The sequence below is a fragment of the Rhizobium sp. BK008 genome, from assembly GCF_014197345.1.
GTDB lineage: Bacteria > Pseudomonadota > Alphaproteobacteria > Rhizobiales > Rhizobiaceae > Rhizobium > Rhizobium anhuiense.
In genome coordinates, this window is the sequence record NZ_JACIFK010000001.1 from 1,974,517 (window position 1) to 1,989,303 (window position 14,787).

14 protein-coding genes and 4 tRNA genes are annotated in these 14,787 nt (G+C 60.8%); 6 read left to right on the forward strand and 12 right to left on the reverse strand.

Annotated elements, in window-relative coordinates; genetic code table 11:
* Positions 1-29: 29 nt before the first annotated feature.
* The 6 genes from FHT69_RS09735 to FHT69_RS09755 form a co-directional block, all read right to left on the reverse strand.
* Positions 30-105, reverse strand: a tRNA-Trp gene (locus FHT69_RS09735).
* 168 nt (positions 106-273) lie between these two features.
* Positions 274-1,167 carry an NAD-dependent epimerase/dehydratase family protein gene (locus FHT69_RS09740; RefSeq protein ID WP_047620026.1) on the reverse strand — a complete coding sequence of 298 codons (894 nt, stop codon included), beginning with the start codon at positions 1,165-1,167 and terminating at the stop codon, positions 274-276.
* Positions 1,168-1,396: 229 nt separating this feature from the next.
* The gene (locus FHT69_RS34530; RefSeq protein WP_010069473.1) at positions 1,397-1,531 is read right to left on the reverse strand and encodes a hypothetical protein; all 135 of its coding nucleotides are present in this window, start codon (positions 1,529-1,531) and stop codon (positions 1,397-1,399) included.
* 202 nt (positions 1,532-1,733) lie between these two features.
* Positions 1,734-2,909 carry an elongation factor Tu gene (tuf, locus tag FHT69_RS09745; protein WP_028757605.1) on the reverse strand — a complete coding sequence of 392 codons (1,176 nt, stop codon included), beginning with the start codon at positions 2,907-2,909 and terminating at the stop codon, positions 1,734-1,736.
* Between the two features lie 348 nt (positions 2,910-3,257).
* Positions 3,258-3,331, reverse strand: a tRNA-Gly gene (locus FHT69_RS09750).
* Positions 3,332-3,355: 24 nt separating this feature from the next.
* Positions 3,356-3,440: transfer RNA gene (locus FHT69_RS09755), tRNA-Tyr, on the reverse strand.
* Between the two features lie 201 nt (positions 3,441-3,641).
* Here FHT69_RS09755 and rlmB point away from each other — a divergent pair.
* Positions 3,642-4,532, forward strand: coding sequence for a 23S rRNA (guanosine(2251)-2'-O)-methyltransferase RlmB (gene rlmB / locus FHT69_RS09760; RefSeq protein WP_047616594.1), 891 nt, complete (start codon positions 3,642-3,644; stop codon positions 4,530-4,532).
* Between the two features lie 29 nt (positions 4,533-4,561).
* Here the strand turns inward: rlmB and FHT69_RS09765 are convergent, their stop codons facing one another.
* Complete coding sequence (locus FHT69_RS09765; RefSeq protein ID WP_063474328.1) at positions 4,562-5,302, reverse strand: hypothetical protein; 741 nt, start codon at positions 5,300-5,302, stop codon at positions 4,562-4,564.
* A gap of 207 nt (positions 5,303-5,509) precedes the next feature.
* Between FHT69_RS09765 and FHT69_RS09770 the strand changes: the two genes are divergently transcribed.
* Positions 5,510-5,668 carry a hypothetical protein gene (locus FHT69_RS09770; protein WP_164735933.1) on the forward strand — a complete coding sequence of 53 codons (159 nt, stop codon included), beginning with the start codon at positions 5,510-5,512 and terminating at the stop codon, positions 5,666-5,668.
* Positions 5,669-5,732: 64 nt separating this feature from the next.
* The gene (locus FHT69_RS09775) at positions 5,733-5,870 is read left to right on the forward strand and encodes a hypothetical protein (RefSeq protein ID WP_164735934.1); all 138 of its coding nucleotides are present in this window, start codon (positions 5,733-5,735) and stop codon (positions 5,868-5,870) included.
* Positions 5,871-5,902: 32 nt separating this feature from the next.
* On the opposite strand, the gene FHT69_RS09780 is transcribed toward FHT69_RS09775, so the two are convergent.
* Positions 5,903-6,316 (reverse strand): hypothetical protein, encoded by a 414-nt coding sequence (locus tag FHT69_RS09780; RefSeq protein WP_174824454.1) that lies wholly within the window; start codon positions 6,314-6,316, stop codon positions 5,903-5,905.
* Positions 6,317-6,468: 152 nt separating this feature from the next.
* Positions 6,469-6,544: transfer RNA gene (locus FHT69_RS09785), tRNA-Thr, on the reverse strand.
* Between the two features lie 157 nt (positions 6,545-6,701).
* On the opposite strand from FHT69_RS09785, the gene FHT69_RS09790 reads away from it, so the two are divergent.
* From FHT69_RS09790 to FHT69_RS09800, 3 genes are read left to right on the forward strand one after another with little or no spacing between them, the layout of a single operon-like run.
* Positions 6,702-7,475: an NAD kinase gene (locus FHT69_RS09790; RefSeq protein ID WP_047616590.1), complete on the forward strand. Its 774-nt coding sequence runs from the start codon at positions 6,702-6,704 to the stop codon at positions 7,473-7,475.
* A gap of 4 nt (positions 7,476-7,479) precedes the next feature.
* Positions 7,480-7,989 (forward strand): hypothetical protein, encoded by a 510-nt coding sequence (locus FHT69_RS09795; protein ID WP_047616589.1) that lies wholly within the window; start codon positions 7,480-7,482, stop codon positions 7,987-7,989.
* Between the two features lie 34 nt (positions 7,990-8,023).
* On the forward strand, positions 8,024-9,043 hold the full coding sequence (locus FHT69_RS09800) for an alpha/beta hydrolase family protein (RefSeq protein WP_097631701.1): 1,020 nt from the start codon (positions 8,024-8,026) through the stop codon (positions 9,041-9,043).
* Between the two features lie 55 nt (positions 9,044-9,098).
* Here FHT69_RS09800 and prfB read toward each other — a convergent pair.
* From prfB to FHT69_RS09815, 3 genes are all read right to left on the reverse strand, one after another.
* Positions 9,099-10,230 (reverse strand): peptide chain release factor 2 gene (prfB, locus tag FHT69_RS09805; protein ID WP_183905274.1). Its coding sequence is split into 2 segments (ribosomal slippage): positions 9,099-10,160 and positions 10,162-10,230, totalling 1,131 coding nucleotides; the frame shifts between segments, so codons are not numbered across the junction.
* 158 nt (positions 10,231-10,388) lie between these two features.
* Positions 10,389-12,848, reverse strand: a complete 2,460-nt coding sequence (locus tag FHT69_RS09810) for a penicillin-binding protein 1A (protein ID WP_047616584.1) — start codon at positions 12,846-12,848, stop codon at positions 10,389-10,391.
* Between the two features lie 362 nt (positions 12,849-13,210).
* Positions 13,211-14,467, reverse strand: coding sequence for an N-acetylmuramoyl-L-alanine amidase (locus FHT69_RS09815; protein ID WP_183905275.1), 1,257 nt, complete (start codon positions 14,465-14,467; stop codon positions 13,211-13,213).
* Positions 14,468-14,787: the final 320 nt, after the last annotated feature.

Here is a 14,787-nt window from a genome sequence, read left to right on the forward strand (position 1 = left end):
ATGTCCGCGCTGTCCCGCATCAAGGAGAATGGCAGGGGCAGTAGGGCTCGAACCTACGACCTGCGGTTTTGGAGACCGCCGCTCTACCAACTGAGCTATACCCCTTCATACCTGTCATTCAGCGCCAGGGCCAAGGCCCGCAAATCGCTGCTGAAAAGCATGGCGCTCCCTTTAAGACGACGGCACGGGATTGGCAAGCACGATTTTCGATTTTCAAAGCCATTCTCCTCATATGCGAGCAGTAGGCTTTTCCACCGCGCGACCAAGATCCGTTCAGAGGTTCACATATTTCCGCCAATCGTGCTCTTCTTTAAAGCCCAGCACCTCGCGAATCTTGCGGTTGGAGAGCAGACCCTCATATTCGCCGATCTCGCGGGTGAAGGGCACGTTCGGGAAGAATCGCTTCGCAAGCTCCTTCGACGGCGTGTTGGCCGAGACAGTGTCGTTGGCGGCGTTGAAGACCTGATAGCCTAGGCCGTCCTTCTCGATGCACAGATGGCAGATCTGTCCGAGGTCGCGGGCGTCGATATAGCTCCAGGCGATGCGCTTGCGCATCTCAGGATTGGCGAAAAAGGTGGGGAATTTCTCGTATTCGTGCGGCTCGATGACGTTGCCGATGCGCAGCGCATAAATGTCGAAACCCGAGCGTTCGGCAAAGGCGCGCGCCGTCTTTTCGTTGACCACCTTGGAAAGGCCGTAAGAATCCATCGGATTGACGTCGTAGTCCTCCTCCAGCGGGAAATGGTGGAAATCGCGATGGCCTTCGGCGAAGCAGACGCCGTAGGTCGTCTCGCTCGACGCGACGATGATCTTCCTGATGCCGAGCTTCACCGCCGCCTCGATAACATTGTAGGTGCCCATCGTGTTGATGCGGAAGGTTTCGTTGTCGGGCTTGATCAGAATGCGCGGGATGGCGGCGAAATGCACGACGGCATCAAAGGGCTGCACGCCCCTGCCCGCATCGAGATCGGGAAAATCGCGATGCATCGAGAGCGCGTTGAAGACCTGACCGCTGTCGGTGATGTCGGCGATGAGATTGGTGACGCCGGGGCTATCCAGCGGCACGAGATCGAGGTTGTGAACCTCGTAACCGGCATTGACGAGCCATGGCACAGTATGGCGACCTGCCTTGCCCGAACCGCCCGTGAACAGAATGCGTCTCTTCATGGAATATCCTCCGCGTCATGAAATCGGAGGCATAGTGAGACGCTTCCGCGCGAAGAGCAAGCGAGCGTCGTGCAAGGGTTCACCCCCGCGTCGCCAGGAGCATCCTATCCGGGAGCGCCTGGCCGATCATTTCCGATCATCGCAGAAGGCTGCGATGCTCTGCAAGGGTCGTCACTTGACGACACTTACCTCCAGCGTCGTCACTTGACGACGCTTAACTCCAACGTCGTCACTTGACGACGCTTATCTCGTTGACCTGCACTCCGGCTGCCTGAACAACCTCTTGCGGAATTGCAGCGATGAAAAACATCGTGAAAACATACATAGCGAATATCGTCGCAGCGAATGTGGCCTTTGGAATCATCCGGGCTCTCCTCTTTGCAAGAAGGAGTCTGGACTAAAATGGGCCATCCACAAACCGGTTTCTGAATGTGAGATGAACAAAATACTGTGACAGGCCAATTTAACGATATTTTTACAACACCTGTTAAACCTACCGGAAGCCATGAAAATGAAAAACCCCGCTGTTTCCAGCGGGGTCTTCATAATTGCGGATAACTCGAAAGTTACTCGACGATCGAAGCGACGATGCCGGCGCCGACGGTGCGGCCGCCTTCGCGGATGGCGAAGCGCAGCTTTTCTTCCATCGCGATCGGAACGATCAGCTCGACGGCAACCGTGACGTTGTCGCCCGGCATAACCATCTCCGTGCCTTCCGGCAGCGTCACAATGCCCGTCACGTCGGTTGTGCGGAAGTAGAACTGCGGACGGTAGTTGGTGAAGAACGGCGTATGACGGCCACCCTCTTCCTTCGTCAGGATGTAGGCTTCCGCCATGAACTTCTTGTGCGGCTTGACAGAACCCGGCTTGCAGAGAATCTGGCCACGCTCGACGCCGTCACGGTTCACACCGCGGATCAGCGCGCCGATGTTGTCGCCAGCCTGGCCCTGATCGAGCAGCTTGCGGAACATTTCAACGCCGGTCACCGTCGTCTTCGAGGTCGGACGGATGCCGACGATCTCTACTTCTTCGCCAACCTTGACGATGCCACGCTCGACACGGCCGGTCACAACCGTGCCGCGGCCGGAGATCGAGAACACGTCTTCGATCGGCATCAGGAACGGCTGGTCGATCGGGCGCTCAGGCGTCGGGATGTAGGCGTCAACCGCAGCCATCAGCTCGCGGATCGCGTCTTCGCCGATCTTCTTGTCCGAATCTTCGAGAGCAGCAAGCGCCGAACCCTTGACGACCGGGATATCGTCGCCCGGGAAGTCGTAGGACGACAGCAGTTCGCGAACTTCGAGCTCGACCAGTTCGAGAAGCTCGGCGTCGTCAACCTGGTCGACCTTGTTCAGGAACACCACGATCGCCGGAACGCCGACCTGGCGGGCCAGAAGGATGTGTTCGCGCGTCTGCGGCATCGGGCCGTCAGCGGCCGAGCACACCAGGATCGCGCCGTCCATCTGGGCAGCACCGGTGATCATGTTCTTGACGTAGTCGGCGTGGCCGGGGCAGTCGACGTGCGCGTAGTGGCGGGCCGGCGTCTCATATTCGACGTGTGCCGTCGAAATGGTGATGCCACGAGCCTTTTCTTCCGGAGCCGCGTCGATCTGGTCGTACGCCTTGAACTCACCGAAGTACTTCGTGATCGCTGCCGTCAGAGACGTCTTGCCGTGGTCAACGTGGCCGATCGTGCCGATGTTGACGTGCGGCTTGTTGCGCTCAAACTTACTCTTTGCCATTTGAATGCTTCCTGTGAACGAAATGGTGGGCCCCGGCGAACCGGTTTAGTGCCGCCGTTTAAGGCTTTCGGCGACATTGCGCAAGACTTAATTGCAGACGCCATTCTTGGCCTGACAGCGCATATGGGAGACAATTCGCCGCCTGCAAGGCGATTCGCCGAAGTGCCCTCGAAAATCCCTGAAATCTCAGAGAAAATCGCATGGACGACTGGGGGACGAAGCTCAGGCGGTCGGCGCCGACCGCCCCTCGCCCGTCAGGCGATGGCCGCCATCGTGGAATTCATCGCCAGCGCGGAAACACCCAAAAACTACCGCGGCGGCGGTCGTATGAACTGGCTTCAGGGAAACTGGAGCGGGTAGCGGGAATCGAACCCGCGTATTCAGCTTGGAAGGCTGCTGCTCTACCATTGAGCTATACCCGCGGGGTGGTCCGATCCGATGACGAATGGTGGAGAGAGTTGGATTTGAACCAACGTAGGCTGAGCCAACGGATTTACAGTCCGTCCCCTTTAACCACTCGGGCATCTCTCCAGTTTTCGTCCGGATCGCTAGACCAAGTTCGTCAGACTTCGAAGCGTTGCCGCCCGTCGTCTGCGCCGCGTATATGACCGGAGCATTTCAGTCTGTCAACACGATGACAACGGAAAAAACACGAAAAATTTCATTCGCCGCCGAAAGCCGGCATATGAAAGAAAGCCTATGCGGCGGCGAGCGCCATAGCTATAAAGCCGCATGAGCAAAGACAACAAATCCGGCGGCAAGTCCGCGACAGACCCATCCGCCAAGGATACGCATTACGCCAATCTGCGGCGCGCCCACCGGGACGCCAAGCGCGAACGCGGCGAGATTCCGACACCTCAGCCGCAGAAGCGCAGGCGCGGGGCCGAGGACTGGAAGCCGCCGGCTCTTGCCCCCGATCAGGTGCATCTTTACGGCCTGCATACGGTGCGCGCCGCCCTCGACAATCCCGAGCGCAAGAAGATCAAGCTGTTCGTGACGCAGAATGCGCTGGCGCGGCTCGAAGTCGACGTCGAAACGCTCGGCATTCCCTTCGAAATCGTCTCGCCGCAGGAGATCGATAAGGTGCTCGGCCCGGAAGCGATCCATCAGGGCGTCATGCTGGAAACACGGCCGCTTCCGGTACGCCGACTCGAAGCGCTGAAGGACAGCCCTCTCCTGCTCGTCCTCGATCAGGTGACCGATCCGCACAATGTCGGCGCGATCATGCGTTCAGCCGTCGCCTTCAATGCCGGCGCCGTTATCACCACCCAGAGACATAGCCCGACCGAGTCAGGCGTGCTCGCCAAGTCCGCCTCCGGCGCGCTGGAGCTGATACCTTATATACAGGTCACCAATCTCGCGGATGCGCTCGGCGAATTGCACAAGCTCGGTTTCTCCACCATCGGCCTTGATTCGGAAGGGCCGGCGCCGCTCGAAGGCACCTTCTCTGGCGAGAAGGTGGCGCTGGTGCTCGGCTCCGAAGGCAAGGGACTTCGGCAGAAGACGCGGGAAACTGTCAACGCACTTGCCCGCCTCGATATGCCGGGCGCGATCAAATCGCTCAACGTCTCGAATGCCGCAGCGATCGCGCTTTATGCGGCGCGTCTCCACCTGAAGGCATAGGCTGGCCTGCTCGGACGCCGCGCTCCTGCTCAGCTCGGCGTCTGGCAGCTGGCAGGTCCGTCCAGCGGTCGGCGCAGTGTATCGCCCGCCACATAGGCCACCTCGACGGGATAGACGATCACGCTCGGCAGCTTCTCGATTTCACCAGCGTGGCCGGGGCTGCGTTTGATTTCCGCCTTGTAGGCTGAGGCACAATCCGGCAGCTGCTTCAGCGGCAGCCCGGTGTCGGCGGCGATCGCCTTTGCGCAGGCAGCACCATCGAGATAGAGCGAGCAGGACGCCGTGTAGACGCGGCGGAAGTCGAGGGTCAGCTCCCCCTTCCCGCTCCTTATCGCGGCAAAATTGTCGCCCTCAAACGAATCGTCGAGTAGCCGCTCGCCCGTCGCCGCATCGTAGACGACGAAAGGCAGTCCGCCGTTCCACCCGTCCGCTGCCCGGAAGAAGACGAAACCGCCGCTGACGCCCATGAGATAACCGGCTATATCGTCCTCGATCACCCGCTCGCGTTCGTCGGCGCGCTCACAGGGCGCATCGGCGGCAAGCAGCGCCAGCTTTTCGGCTCCGACCTCGCCGAGATCGACTTCCTTGACCATGAAGGCGGGATAACGGCTGCAGGTGATCTTCGGCTTTGCATCAGGATTGAGTTCGTCCTTCGGCAGCGCGACGACGTCCACTTTTATCGGCCTGTCGAACGGTGCCGGGCTTTCGGACGCTCCGGCCAAGGAAATCAGTGCCGCAAGGATAGTCGATGTCTTGATCGTCCGCTTCATCACAGTCCGCCTCTGAAATGCTTCGGTATCTCTGACATGGTTCGATCCGGCGCGACAGATGGGAAACGGATGCCGGCAAGACCCGTGCAACGCCTGGCCGATGCCGGAGAAATCCACTTTTGCCTTGGAAAGACCTTCCGGAACACTATGATCGGGCGATGACCGGTTGGCGCGACCGGTCAGAAGCAAGAAGGAACGATTCCCATCATGGCCATTCGACCGCTGATTTTCGGTATCCTCTTCGTCGCGGTCTTCGTCGTGATTATTCTCAGCATCATCTGGGTGGACACCTCGCATCCCATCCACCAGCCCGATCCCCTGTCGCCGACGGCGCCCGGCCCCGCGACGCCGGGACCGGTGCAATAATCCCGGCCGGAACGCGGAGGGCGCTTACGCGTTAATCCCGGAATCGAACGAGGATTGAACGCTCATGCGCATAATGATCGCCGTCGTCGCCTTCATGGTCGTCTCCGTGCTCAGCATCGCGATGATGTCGCCATCGGGCGCCGGAGAGACCGGCAATGGCGACAGGATCGAGGCGAGCGTCAATGAACCTATCGCGCATTAAAATAAAGGCCCGAATGATCCGGGCCTTTATCTTCAGCTGCGGTAGAGCCAGAAAGGCATGCCGCGATCACGATCGCGCCACTCGCGGCGTTCCTGCCAACGCTCGGCACGCCACCGCCGCCAATGACGGCGATCATCGCGCCAATCGGAGCGGCGCCAATCGCGCTCGTCGCGCCAGCCACGGTCGTCACGCCAGCCACGGTCGTCACCATCGTCACGGTCGCGATCACGTCGCCAGCCATCACGAATTTGAACGATATCGCCCTGTGCCGACACTGCCGGCCGCTCGACCGGCATGGCGGCCGCCGGTGCGACGGACGCGAAAGCCCCACCGACTGAAATGGTTGCGGCGAGAAAGAGATGTGCGAGCCTCATGGCTGTTTCCTCATTGATAATGAGGCGAAGATAGTCGGGCGCGGCTGAATTGGCGCTGAAGCAGCCCTTCACGCGCGGTTCATCGAGCGATGCGGGCTATTAAAAAAATCTGCTGGGTGCGATCGAACAAAGCAGCGTCGAACCGAGGTTATGGCCTGCGAAGGCGGCGCCTTCGCTTAGCAGCTTTCTTCAGCTCGCCGAGCCGAAGCTCACAGAGCGTAGGCTGGTGCCCCCGCCAGGGTTCGAACCCGGGACCCCCTGATTACAAATCAGGTGCTCTACCAACTGAGCTACAAGGGCAATAATTGCCCAACTAGCAGATTCTATGATTCTGTAAAGGGAAATCCGTGCCTGCGCGAACAGGTCGGCTGCGGCTCAAAACGCTTCGCGGCAGAAAACGTCCTTGTCGTACAAGGCCTTTATCCTTTAGCTAGGACAGCATCATAAAGGGCATTGCATGGGCCGTTCATTTCAGACGCTATCCTTTCTCGCCTCACCAACGACGGAGGCGCTTGCCGCTCGCGAGGAGCTGATTCGCCTCTATGGTGACGTGCCGGCTGACGAAGCCGACGTCATCGTCGCGCTTGGCGGCGACGGTTTCATGCTGCAGACGCTGCACCACACCATGAACTCCGGCAAACTGGTTTACGGCATGAATCGCGGTTCGGTCGGATTCCTGATGAACGATTATCGCACCGAACAGCTTCAGGAACGCATCTGCCTCGCCGTCGAAAACGTCTTCCGGCCATTGCAGATGACGACGGCCAATGCCGACGGCACCAACTCGACGGCGCTGGCCATCAACGAGGTCTATCTTTTTCGCCAGTCCTATCAGGCGGCGAATCTGCGGGTCATGATAGATGGGCGCGTCCGCCTGGAGGAACTCATCTGCGACGGGCTGATGGTGGCGACACCGGCCGGATCGACGGCCTATAATCTTTCCGCCCATGGCCCGATCCTGCCGCTCGAAGCGCCGCTGCTCGCGATGACGCCGGTCAGCGCGTTCAGGCCGCGGCGCTGGAGGGGCGCGCTGCTTCCGAACAAAGTGACCGTCGATATCGACATTCTCGAGCCGGAGAAGCGGCCGGTGAACGCCGTGGCCGACAATACCGAGGTCAAGTCGGTGCTGCATATCCGAATCGCCCAGTCGGAGCATATGACGGCGCGCATCCTCTCCGATCCCGACCGCTCCTGGTCCGACCGTATTCTCGCCGAGCAGTTCAAGGATTGAGACGATGGCCATGCGAGGGATATTGACGACCACCATTTTCCTATTGGGATGGTCGGTCGCAGCCGCCCCGGCGCAGGATGCCATCCTGCCGGCATCGGTGATTTTCGCGACCAGCACCGGCTATTGGGAGGATGACGGCAACGCACCTGATGTCGAGCGGGCGCCGATGGGTGCCGAGAGCGTCGCCAACCCCGAGGGAAAGGCCACCCAGCGCCACGGCTACTACAAGCTCTTTGCCGTCCGCCAGGCCGACAGGACCTCGAAGGTCTACCTGCAGCAGATTGCCCAGACAGAGACCGGCCCGGCGATCGCCTCGACCATCGAACTGCAGGAAATCAGCGACCTGAAGCCTTACGTTACCGATATACGCCCGGAGAATTCGAACGGCATCATCAAGGAGCCGGGGCTGTTTGCCACGATCTATCTGAAGACCGATCCCGCCGCCGAGCCGGATAGCTGGACCGTGCTGATCGACGAATTCGGCGACATCACCGTGGAGAAGGCGACGAATTGAACGGCTGGGAATTGTTCGGAGAGACATCTGGGCGATGAAACTGGGCTATCGCGAGGGCATCCTCTACGACAAGAAGAGGTCGAATTGGGACGCAGCCGGCCCCAGGCCGATCAACTGGTCGCTCTGGTACCCGGCTGCCGATGACGCCCGGGAAAGCGATATAACGGAAAGAAGCTGGTTTCAGAAGGCGACTGTTGCCCGCGATGCGCCCATCCGGCCGGCGGCCCGGCCCTACCCCCTCGTCCTTCTGTCGCACGGCACCGGCGGATCCGCGGCCGGACTGGAGTGGCTGGCGCGACGCCTGGTCGATCGCGGATTTGCAGCGCTCGGCGTCAGCCATCACGGCAATACCGGTATCGAGCCCTATCGCGCCGAAGGTTTTGCCTGCCTTTGGGAGCGGGCACCCGACCTCAGCTACATGCTCGACCACAGCGATGACTGGCTCGGCAATCTGTCGGGCCATATCGAAACGGCCCGCGTGTTTGCGGCCGGATTTTCGGCCGGAGCCTATAGCGTGATGCTGCTGCTTGGCGCTATCGCCCAGTTCTCGCAGTTCGAACCGTCCAGGATGAAGCCGGATGGTGCGCGCGGACCAAGGGAATTTCCCGACCTTGCCGACCATATCCCGACATTGCTGCGCACCAGCGAGGTGTTTCGCGATTCATGGTCGCGCGTGTCGCAGTCCTACCGGGACGAGAGAATCAAGGCCGCGCTCGTCTGCGCGCCGGGCCGGTCCGTTCTCTGTTTCAGCGAGGAAAGCCTGAAGGCTGTCAATGCGCCCGCCCTCATCCTGGTCGGCGATGCCGACAGGGCGGCACCGGCGGAGGAATGTTCGTCATGGCTGCATGCGCGGCTGCGGCACAGCGCTCTTAAGATCTTCGGCGGCGGCCTTGGACATTATGTCTTCGTGCCGGAGGGCACGGCGCTCGGCCTCGCCTTCGCGGCAGAACTTTTTACCGATCCCCCGGGCATCGAGCGCGCCGCCATTCATGACGAGATTGCCGATCTGTCGGCCGCGCTGTTTCAAGACAGCGACGTCAGCGCCATGGTCTGAGCAAAAGAAAAGCCCCGTCTCCGGGGCTTTCGTGTCTCGATTCTGCTGTACCCTATCAGTCGACATCCTCGACGACCGCGTCGGCGGCGCCGCTGATGCGGTGGGCAAGGGCTGCTTCCATGAACTCGTTCAGATCACCGTCGAGCACATCGTCCGGGGCGCTGCTGACGACGCCGGTGCGCAGGTCCTTCACCAACTGGTAGGGCTGCAGCACGTAGGAGCGAATCTGGTGGCCCCAGCCGATATCCGTCTTGGAGGCGGCTTCGGCGTTGGCGGCGTCCTCACGCTTCTTCAGTTCCGCTTCGTACATGCGGGCACGCAGCATGTCCCACGCCTTGGCGCGGTTCTTGTGCTGCGAACGCTCCTGCTGGCACTGCACGACGATACCGGTCGGGATATGCGTGATGCGCACGGCCGAGTCGGTGGTGTTGACGTGCTGGCCGCCGGCGCCCGACGAACGATAGGTATCGATGCGGCAGTCGCTTTCGTTGATCTCGATCTGGATCGAGTCGTCGACAACCGGATAGACCCAGATCGACGAGAATGAGGTGTGGCGGCGCGCATTGCTGTCGTAAGGCGAGATGCGCACCAGCCGGTGCACGCCCGATTCCGTCTTCAGCCAGCCATAGGCATTGTGGCCCTTGACGAGCAGGGTCGCGGATTTGATGCCCGCTTCTTCGCCGTCATGGACTTCGAGAAGCTCGACCTTGAAACGCTGGCGTTCGGCCCAGCGGGTGTACATGCGCAACAGCATGTTGGCCCAGTCCTGGCTTTCGGTACCGCCGGCGCCGGAATGGACTTCGAGATAGGTGTCATTGCTATCGGCTTCGCCGGAGAGCATCGCCTCCACCTGGCGGCGGGCGGCCTCGGCCTTTAAGGCCTTCAGCGTGTCCTCGGCTTCCTTGACGACGCCCTGGTCGCCCTCTTCCTCGCCAAGCTCGATCAGCTCGATATTGTCGTTCAGCTGCTGTTCGAGCTGCTTGACGCCGTTGATGCCGTCATCGAGCTGCTGGCGCTCGCGCATCAGCTTCTGCGCTTCCTGTGCATCGTTCCAGAGGTTCGGATCCTCTGCCTTGTTGTTCAACCAGTCCAGTCGTCTTATCGCCTGGTCCCAGTCAAAGATGCCTCCTCAGCAGGGTGATAGCCTGCTTGGTTTCATCGACTACGTTTTCGATTTCCGCTCGCATTTTCCGCTTCTCTGCTCGGTCTCTTCAAGTGCTGGTTTACGTCTTTGTTTCACGCAATTCCGGACGCAAAACCGCTGCGCACTTTTGCTGGAAATGCTCTAGAGACGCCCGCCGCGGATGTAAAGGGCCGCGGCAAGCGTTCCAAAATTCGGCGACGGTCAGAACAGGCCGGGCGTTCCGGTCTGGACGGCTTGGTTGGCCTGCGGCGAGGTCTTCAGGATCTCCTCCGGCGCCATGGTGCTGTCCATGCCGATGACGGAGAAGCTGTCGGCCGGGCCGGTGCCGGGCTTGAAAGCCTCGACAATGGTGTTCGGATCGCCGTCCGCGGCAGCCATGCCGGTCTTGCGGTCGATCGGGATCAGGTTCATGCCGGGCGGGATGACGAATTTGGATTCCGGCGTATCCTTGACGGCGGCCTGCATGAATTCGTTGAAGATCGGGGCGGAGAGACCGCCGCCGGTGCCGCCGCGGCCGAGCGGGGCCGGCGTATCGAAGCCCATATAGAGGCCGGCAACCAGATCCGGCGTGAAGCCGACGAACCAGGCATCCTTCTCGTCGTTGGTGGTGCCGGTCTTGCCGGCGACGTCGCGGCCGCCGAGGTCGATCTTGCCGGCGGCGGTGCCGCGCTGGATGACGCCCTGCATCATCGAGGTGATCTGGTAGGCGGTCATCGGGTCGAGAACGGTTTCGCGATTGTCGACGACATTCGGCTCTTCCTGGTTCTGCCAGTCACCGGCATTGCAGCCCTCGCACAGACGCTCCTCATGCTTGAAGATCGTCTTGCCATAGCGGTCCTGAATACGGTCGATCAATGTCGGCTTGATCTGCTTGCCGCCATTGGCGATGACCGAATAGGCCGAGACCATGCGCAGCACCGTCGTGTCGCCGGCGCCGAGCGACATGGAGAGAACCGGCAGCATGTGATCGTAGATGCCGAAGCGCTCTGCATATTCGGCGACGATGTTCATGCCGAGATCATTGGCGAGGCGCACCGTCATCAGATTGCGCGAATGCTCGATGCCCGAGCGCAGCGTCGAGGGCCCGCCGACTTCGCCGCCGTAGTTTTCCGGCTTCCAGACCTGGCCGCCCGACACGATCTCGATCGGCGCATCCATGATGACGGAGGCCGGCGTATAACCATTGTCCATCGCCGCCGCATAGACGAAGGGCTTGAACGAGGAGCCCGGCTGGCGCATCGCCTGGGTGGCGCGGTTGAATTCGGACTGCGAGTAGGAGAAGCCGCCGACCATGGCCAGCACGCGGCCGGTCTTCGGGTCCATGGCGACCAGGCCGCCCTGCACCTTCGGCGGCTGCTGCAGGCGGTAGGAGGTCGAGGCGTCGTCGCCGAGCTTTGCGACATAAACGACGTCGCCGGGGGCCAGGACGCCGACCGGCGACTTCGCGGTCTTGCGGGCGCCGTCGGCCGAACGGAAGGCCCACTGCATGTTCTTGGCATCGATCGTGCCGCGTTGACGCTCGGCCGCGACCTTGCCGCTTCCATCCTTGGCCGGCTGCAGGCCGATGTCGACATTGCTGTCGGACACGGCGAGCACGACGGCAAGCCGCCATTCCGGCACGTCGGACAGTGCGGGGATATCGGCAAGCGCCTTGCCCCAGTCACCGCTCGCATCGATCTGCTTGAGGGGGCCGTGGAAACCTCGGCGCTCGTCATAGGTGACCAGACCGTCCTGCAGCGCCTTGCGGGCAGCGAGCTGCATCTGCGGATCGAGCGACGTGCGCACTGAAAGGCCACCCTCATAGAGAACCTTTTCGCCATATTGGTCGATCAGCTGGCGACGCACGGCTTCGGCGAAATAATCCGATGCAAAGAGCGACGGGCCGGTCGTGCGGGCGGTGACGCCGAGCGGCTGCTTCTTGGCTTCCTCACCGTCGCTCTGGCTGACATAGCCGTTCTCGACCATGCGGTCGATCACCCAGTTGCGGCGCTCGAGCGCAGCTTCCGGGTGGCGGAAAGGATGATAATTGGCGGGCCCCTTCGGCAGCGAGGCCAGGTAAGCTGCCTCGGCGACGGTCAGTTCGGTGACGGATTTGTTGAAATAGGTGAGTGCTGCGCCGGCGATGCCGTAGGAATTCAGGCCGAAGAAAATCTCGTTCAGGTAGAGTTCGAGGATCTTGTCCTTGCTGTAGGCCTGCTCGATGCGGAAGGAGAGGATCGCTTCCTTGATCTTGCGGTCGATCGTCTGGTCCGAGCTCAAAAGGAAGTTCTTGGCGACCTGCTGGGTAATGGTGGAGGCGCCGACCGGACGGCGGCCGGAGCCGAAATTCTGCAGGTTGACGAGGATTGCGCGGCCGAGACCGGTAAGATCGACGCCCGGGTGATTGTAGAAATTCTTATCTTCGGCCGACAGGAAAGCGGCCTTCACGCGGTCGGGAATGGCCTGGATCGGCAGGAAAAGACGCTTTTCCTTGGCGTATTCGGCCATCAGGGCGCCGTTGCCGGCATGAACGCGGGTGGTCACCGGCGGCGCGTAGCTGTTCAGAACGGCATAGTCCGGCAGATCCCTGGCGACATTGGTGATATAGATGGCAACACCCGCCGCCGCGACCAGAAACAGGACGCAGGCCATTCCGAAGAAATATCCAAAAAGTCTAACCATATTTCAGCTACCGGTCTTTTCGATCTTCAATCGGCGCAGACGCAACGATTGCATGGATCAAGGCAATTTGCACGTTGCGCGGCTTACTCCATGAGCGTTACCGCCACAAGCCGATTCCGCGCCTCAGGCCTACGAAACATAAGCCGGAGTAACGGCGCGAATGTGAGCAAAATAGGGCTCTGCCCGCCGCATTCACCGCTGCAGCAGCGTTTCATTAGAACTGTCACATCCAAGCAACGCCGTCGCCGCCGCCAATCTGAGGCATCTTGCTCAGAACTTGATTCATGTGACGCGCTTTAAGTCGTTGTTTTTTATGCATATCGCCATGCCACAACCCGCTACAGCTCTTTGCGTGGCATTGATTAGCCGCCATTCGCCATGACGGCGGCGCGGTATCGCTTCACTGCGTCGGTCAAGAGACCGGCGATCTTGTCGCGCCAGGTCTCGTCGAGCAGCAGTTTCTCGTCATCGGCATTCGAGAGGAAGCCGAGCTCGAGAAGGATCGACGGCACGTCAGGGGCCTGCAGCACGCGAAAGCCGGCGTGACGGTGTGGATTGTTGATGGTGCCAACCTGATCCTTGAAGGAATTCAGCACGCTCTCGGCCAGCGAGATCGAAAAGGCCTGGGTCTCGCGCCGGGTCAGATCGAGCAGGATGTCTGCGACCTCGGGCGGCTCGGCGACCGTCTCCTTGCCGGCGATCTGGTCGGAAAGGTTTTCACGATCGGCAAGGTCGGCAGCGAGCTTGTCGGATGCCTTGTCGGAGATCGTGTAGACGGTCGCGCCGCGGATATCTTTCTGCTTCAGCGTGTCGGCATGCAGGGAAATGAACAGGCCGGCATGGTTCTGGCGGGCGATCAGCACGCGCTGCGAAAGCGACAGGAACTCGTCATCCTCGCGCGTCAGGAAAGCCTTGATGCCCGGTTCCTTGTTCAGCCGGTCGGTCAGCGCCTTGGCGAAGGCGAGCGTTACCTGCTTTTCCTCGGTCTTGGTGTCGACGCCGATCGCGCCGGTATCGATGCCGCCATGGCCGGCATCGACGGCGATGACGAAATCGCCGGGAGCGGCTTTCTCAGGTGCCGGAATGGCGCTGGTCGTCTGGTCCGCCTCAGTTTGATCGTTCCAGGATTGGGTCTTCACCAGCTCGGCAAAGGCCTGCTTGTCGATCATCTCGGCATCGAGCACGAGGCGATGCCCCTTGCCTGCCTCGTCGGCCTGCACTTTGGCGAGCGCCAGCTTCACCGGCCTTGCCGTCGTCAGCACGATGCGGGCGCTTTCCTCGTCCATCTTGCCGTAACGGATGTCCTTGAACAGGCCGCGGGCGGCAAGATCCTTCGCCGGAAAGCCGAAGGCGGTGGCCGGCAGGTCGACGACGATGCGTTCCGGATTGGCGATATAGTGGACGGAGAAGCGCGGTTCGCGATCGAAGTCGATGACGATGCGGGTCCTGGCGTCGTCGCCGACGATGCGCGCACCATAAGCAAGCAGCGGATCTCCGGCTTCGACGGAGCCGGCAACGGCCAGGAGGCTGGCGGCCAGAAGCGTTGCCGTCAGAACCCGCCTTGCGAATGTCGATCGCCGCGCTGCGGATTTCGCCGCGATCCGAGCCCTCTTATACAATAAACCGCCACACCCTATTTGAATTGCCATGAACCCGACGCGGCTGCAGCGAACGTCCCTGTGACGAAACACCCGTTAGCCTGCCGAATCGCGATCACTTTATCCCCAGCTTCTATGCGTTACGAAATCCATCAATATTATGGCACATTTGGCTTTTCCCTTGCTATTGTGACACAGAAAACATACAACGAATTTCAGGGTAAAGTGTTGACGGGATAGAGTCGCCGCAAAGGCTGCCAGCCAGATCAGGACCTGGCGCCACATCGGTCATCGTCCGCCGTCTCATGCGCTTCATCCCTAGAACTGGATCCTGATTTTCC

Excerpts from the sequence above, each read along its gene's own strand:
- FHT69_RS09775 (WP_164735934.1), top strand. The coding sequence starts at position 5,733 with ATGCGCATAATGATCGCCGTCGTCGCCTTCATGGTCGTCTCCGTGCTC.
- FHT69_RS34530 (WP_010069473.1), bottom strand. The coding sequence starts at position 1,531 with ATGATTCCAAAGGCCACATTCGCTGCGACGATATTCGCTATGTATGTT.
- FHT69_RS09800 (WP_097631701.1), top strand. The coding sequence starts at position 8,024 with ATGAAACTGGGCTATCGCGAGGGCATCCTCTACGACAAGAAGAGGTCG.
- FHT69_RS09795 (WP_047616589.1), top strand. The coding sequence starts at position 7,480 with ATGGCCATGCGAGGGATATTGACGACCACCATTTTCCTATTGGGATGG.
- FHT69_RS09770 (WP_164735933.1), top strand. The coding sequence starts at position 5,510 with ATGGCCATTCGACCGCTGATTTTCGGTATCCTCTTCGTCGCGGTCTTC.
- FHT69_RS09740 (WP_047620026.1), bottom strand. The coding sequence starts at position 1,167 with ATGAAGAGACGCATTCTGTTCACGGGCGGTTCGGGCAAGGCAGGTCGC.
- FHT69_RS09765 (WP_063474328.1), bottom strand. The coding sequence starts at position 5,302 with ATGAAGCGGACGATCAAGACATCGACTATCCTTGCGGCACTGATTTCC.
- FHT69_RS09810 (WP_047616584.1), bottom strand. The coding sequence starts at position 12,848 with ATGGTTAGACTTTTTGGATATTTCTTCGGAATGGCCTGCGTCCTGTTT.
- rlmB (WP_047616594.1), top strand. The coding sequence starts at position 3,642 with ATGAGCAAAGACAACAAATCCGGCGGCAAGTCCGCGACAGACCCATCC.
- FHT69_RS09790 (WP_047616590.1), top strand. The coding sequence starts at position 6,702 with ATGGGCCGTTCATTTCAGACGCTATCCTTTCTCGCCTCACCAACGACG.
- tuf (WP_028757605.1), bottom strand. The coding sequence starts at position 2,909 with ATGGCAAAGAGTAAGTTTGAGCGCAACAAGCCGCACGTCAACATCGGC.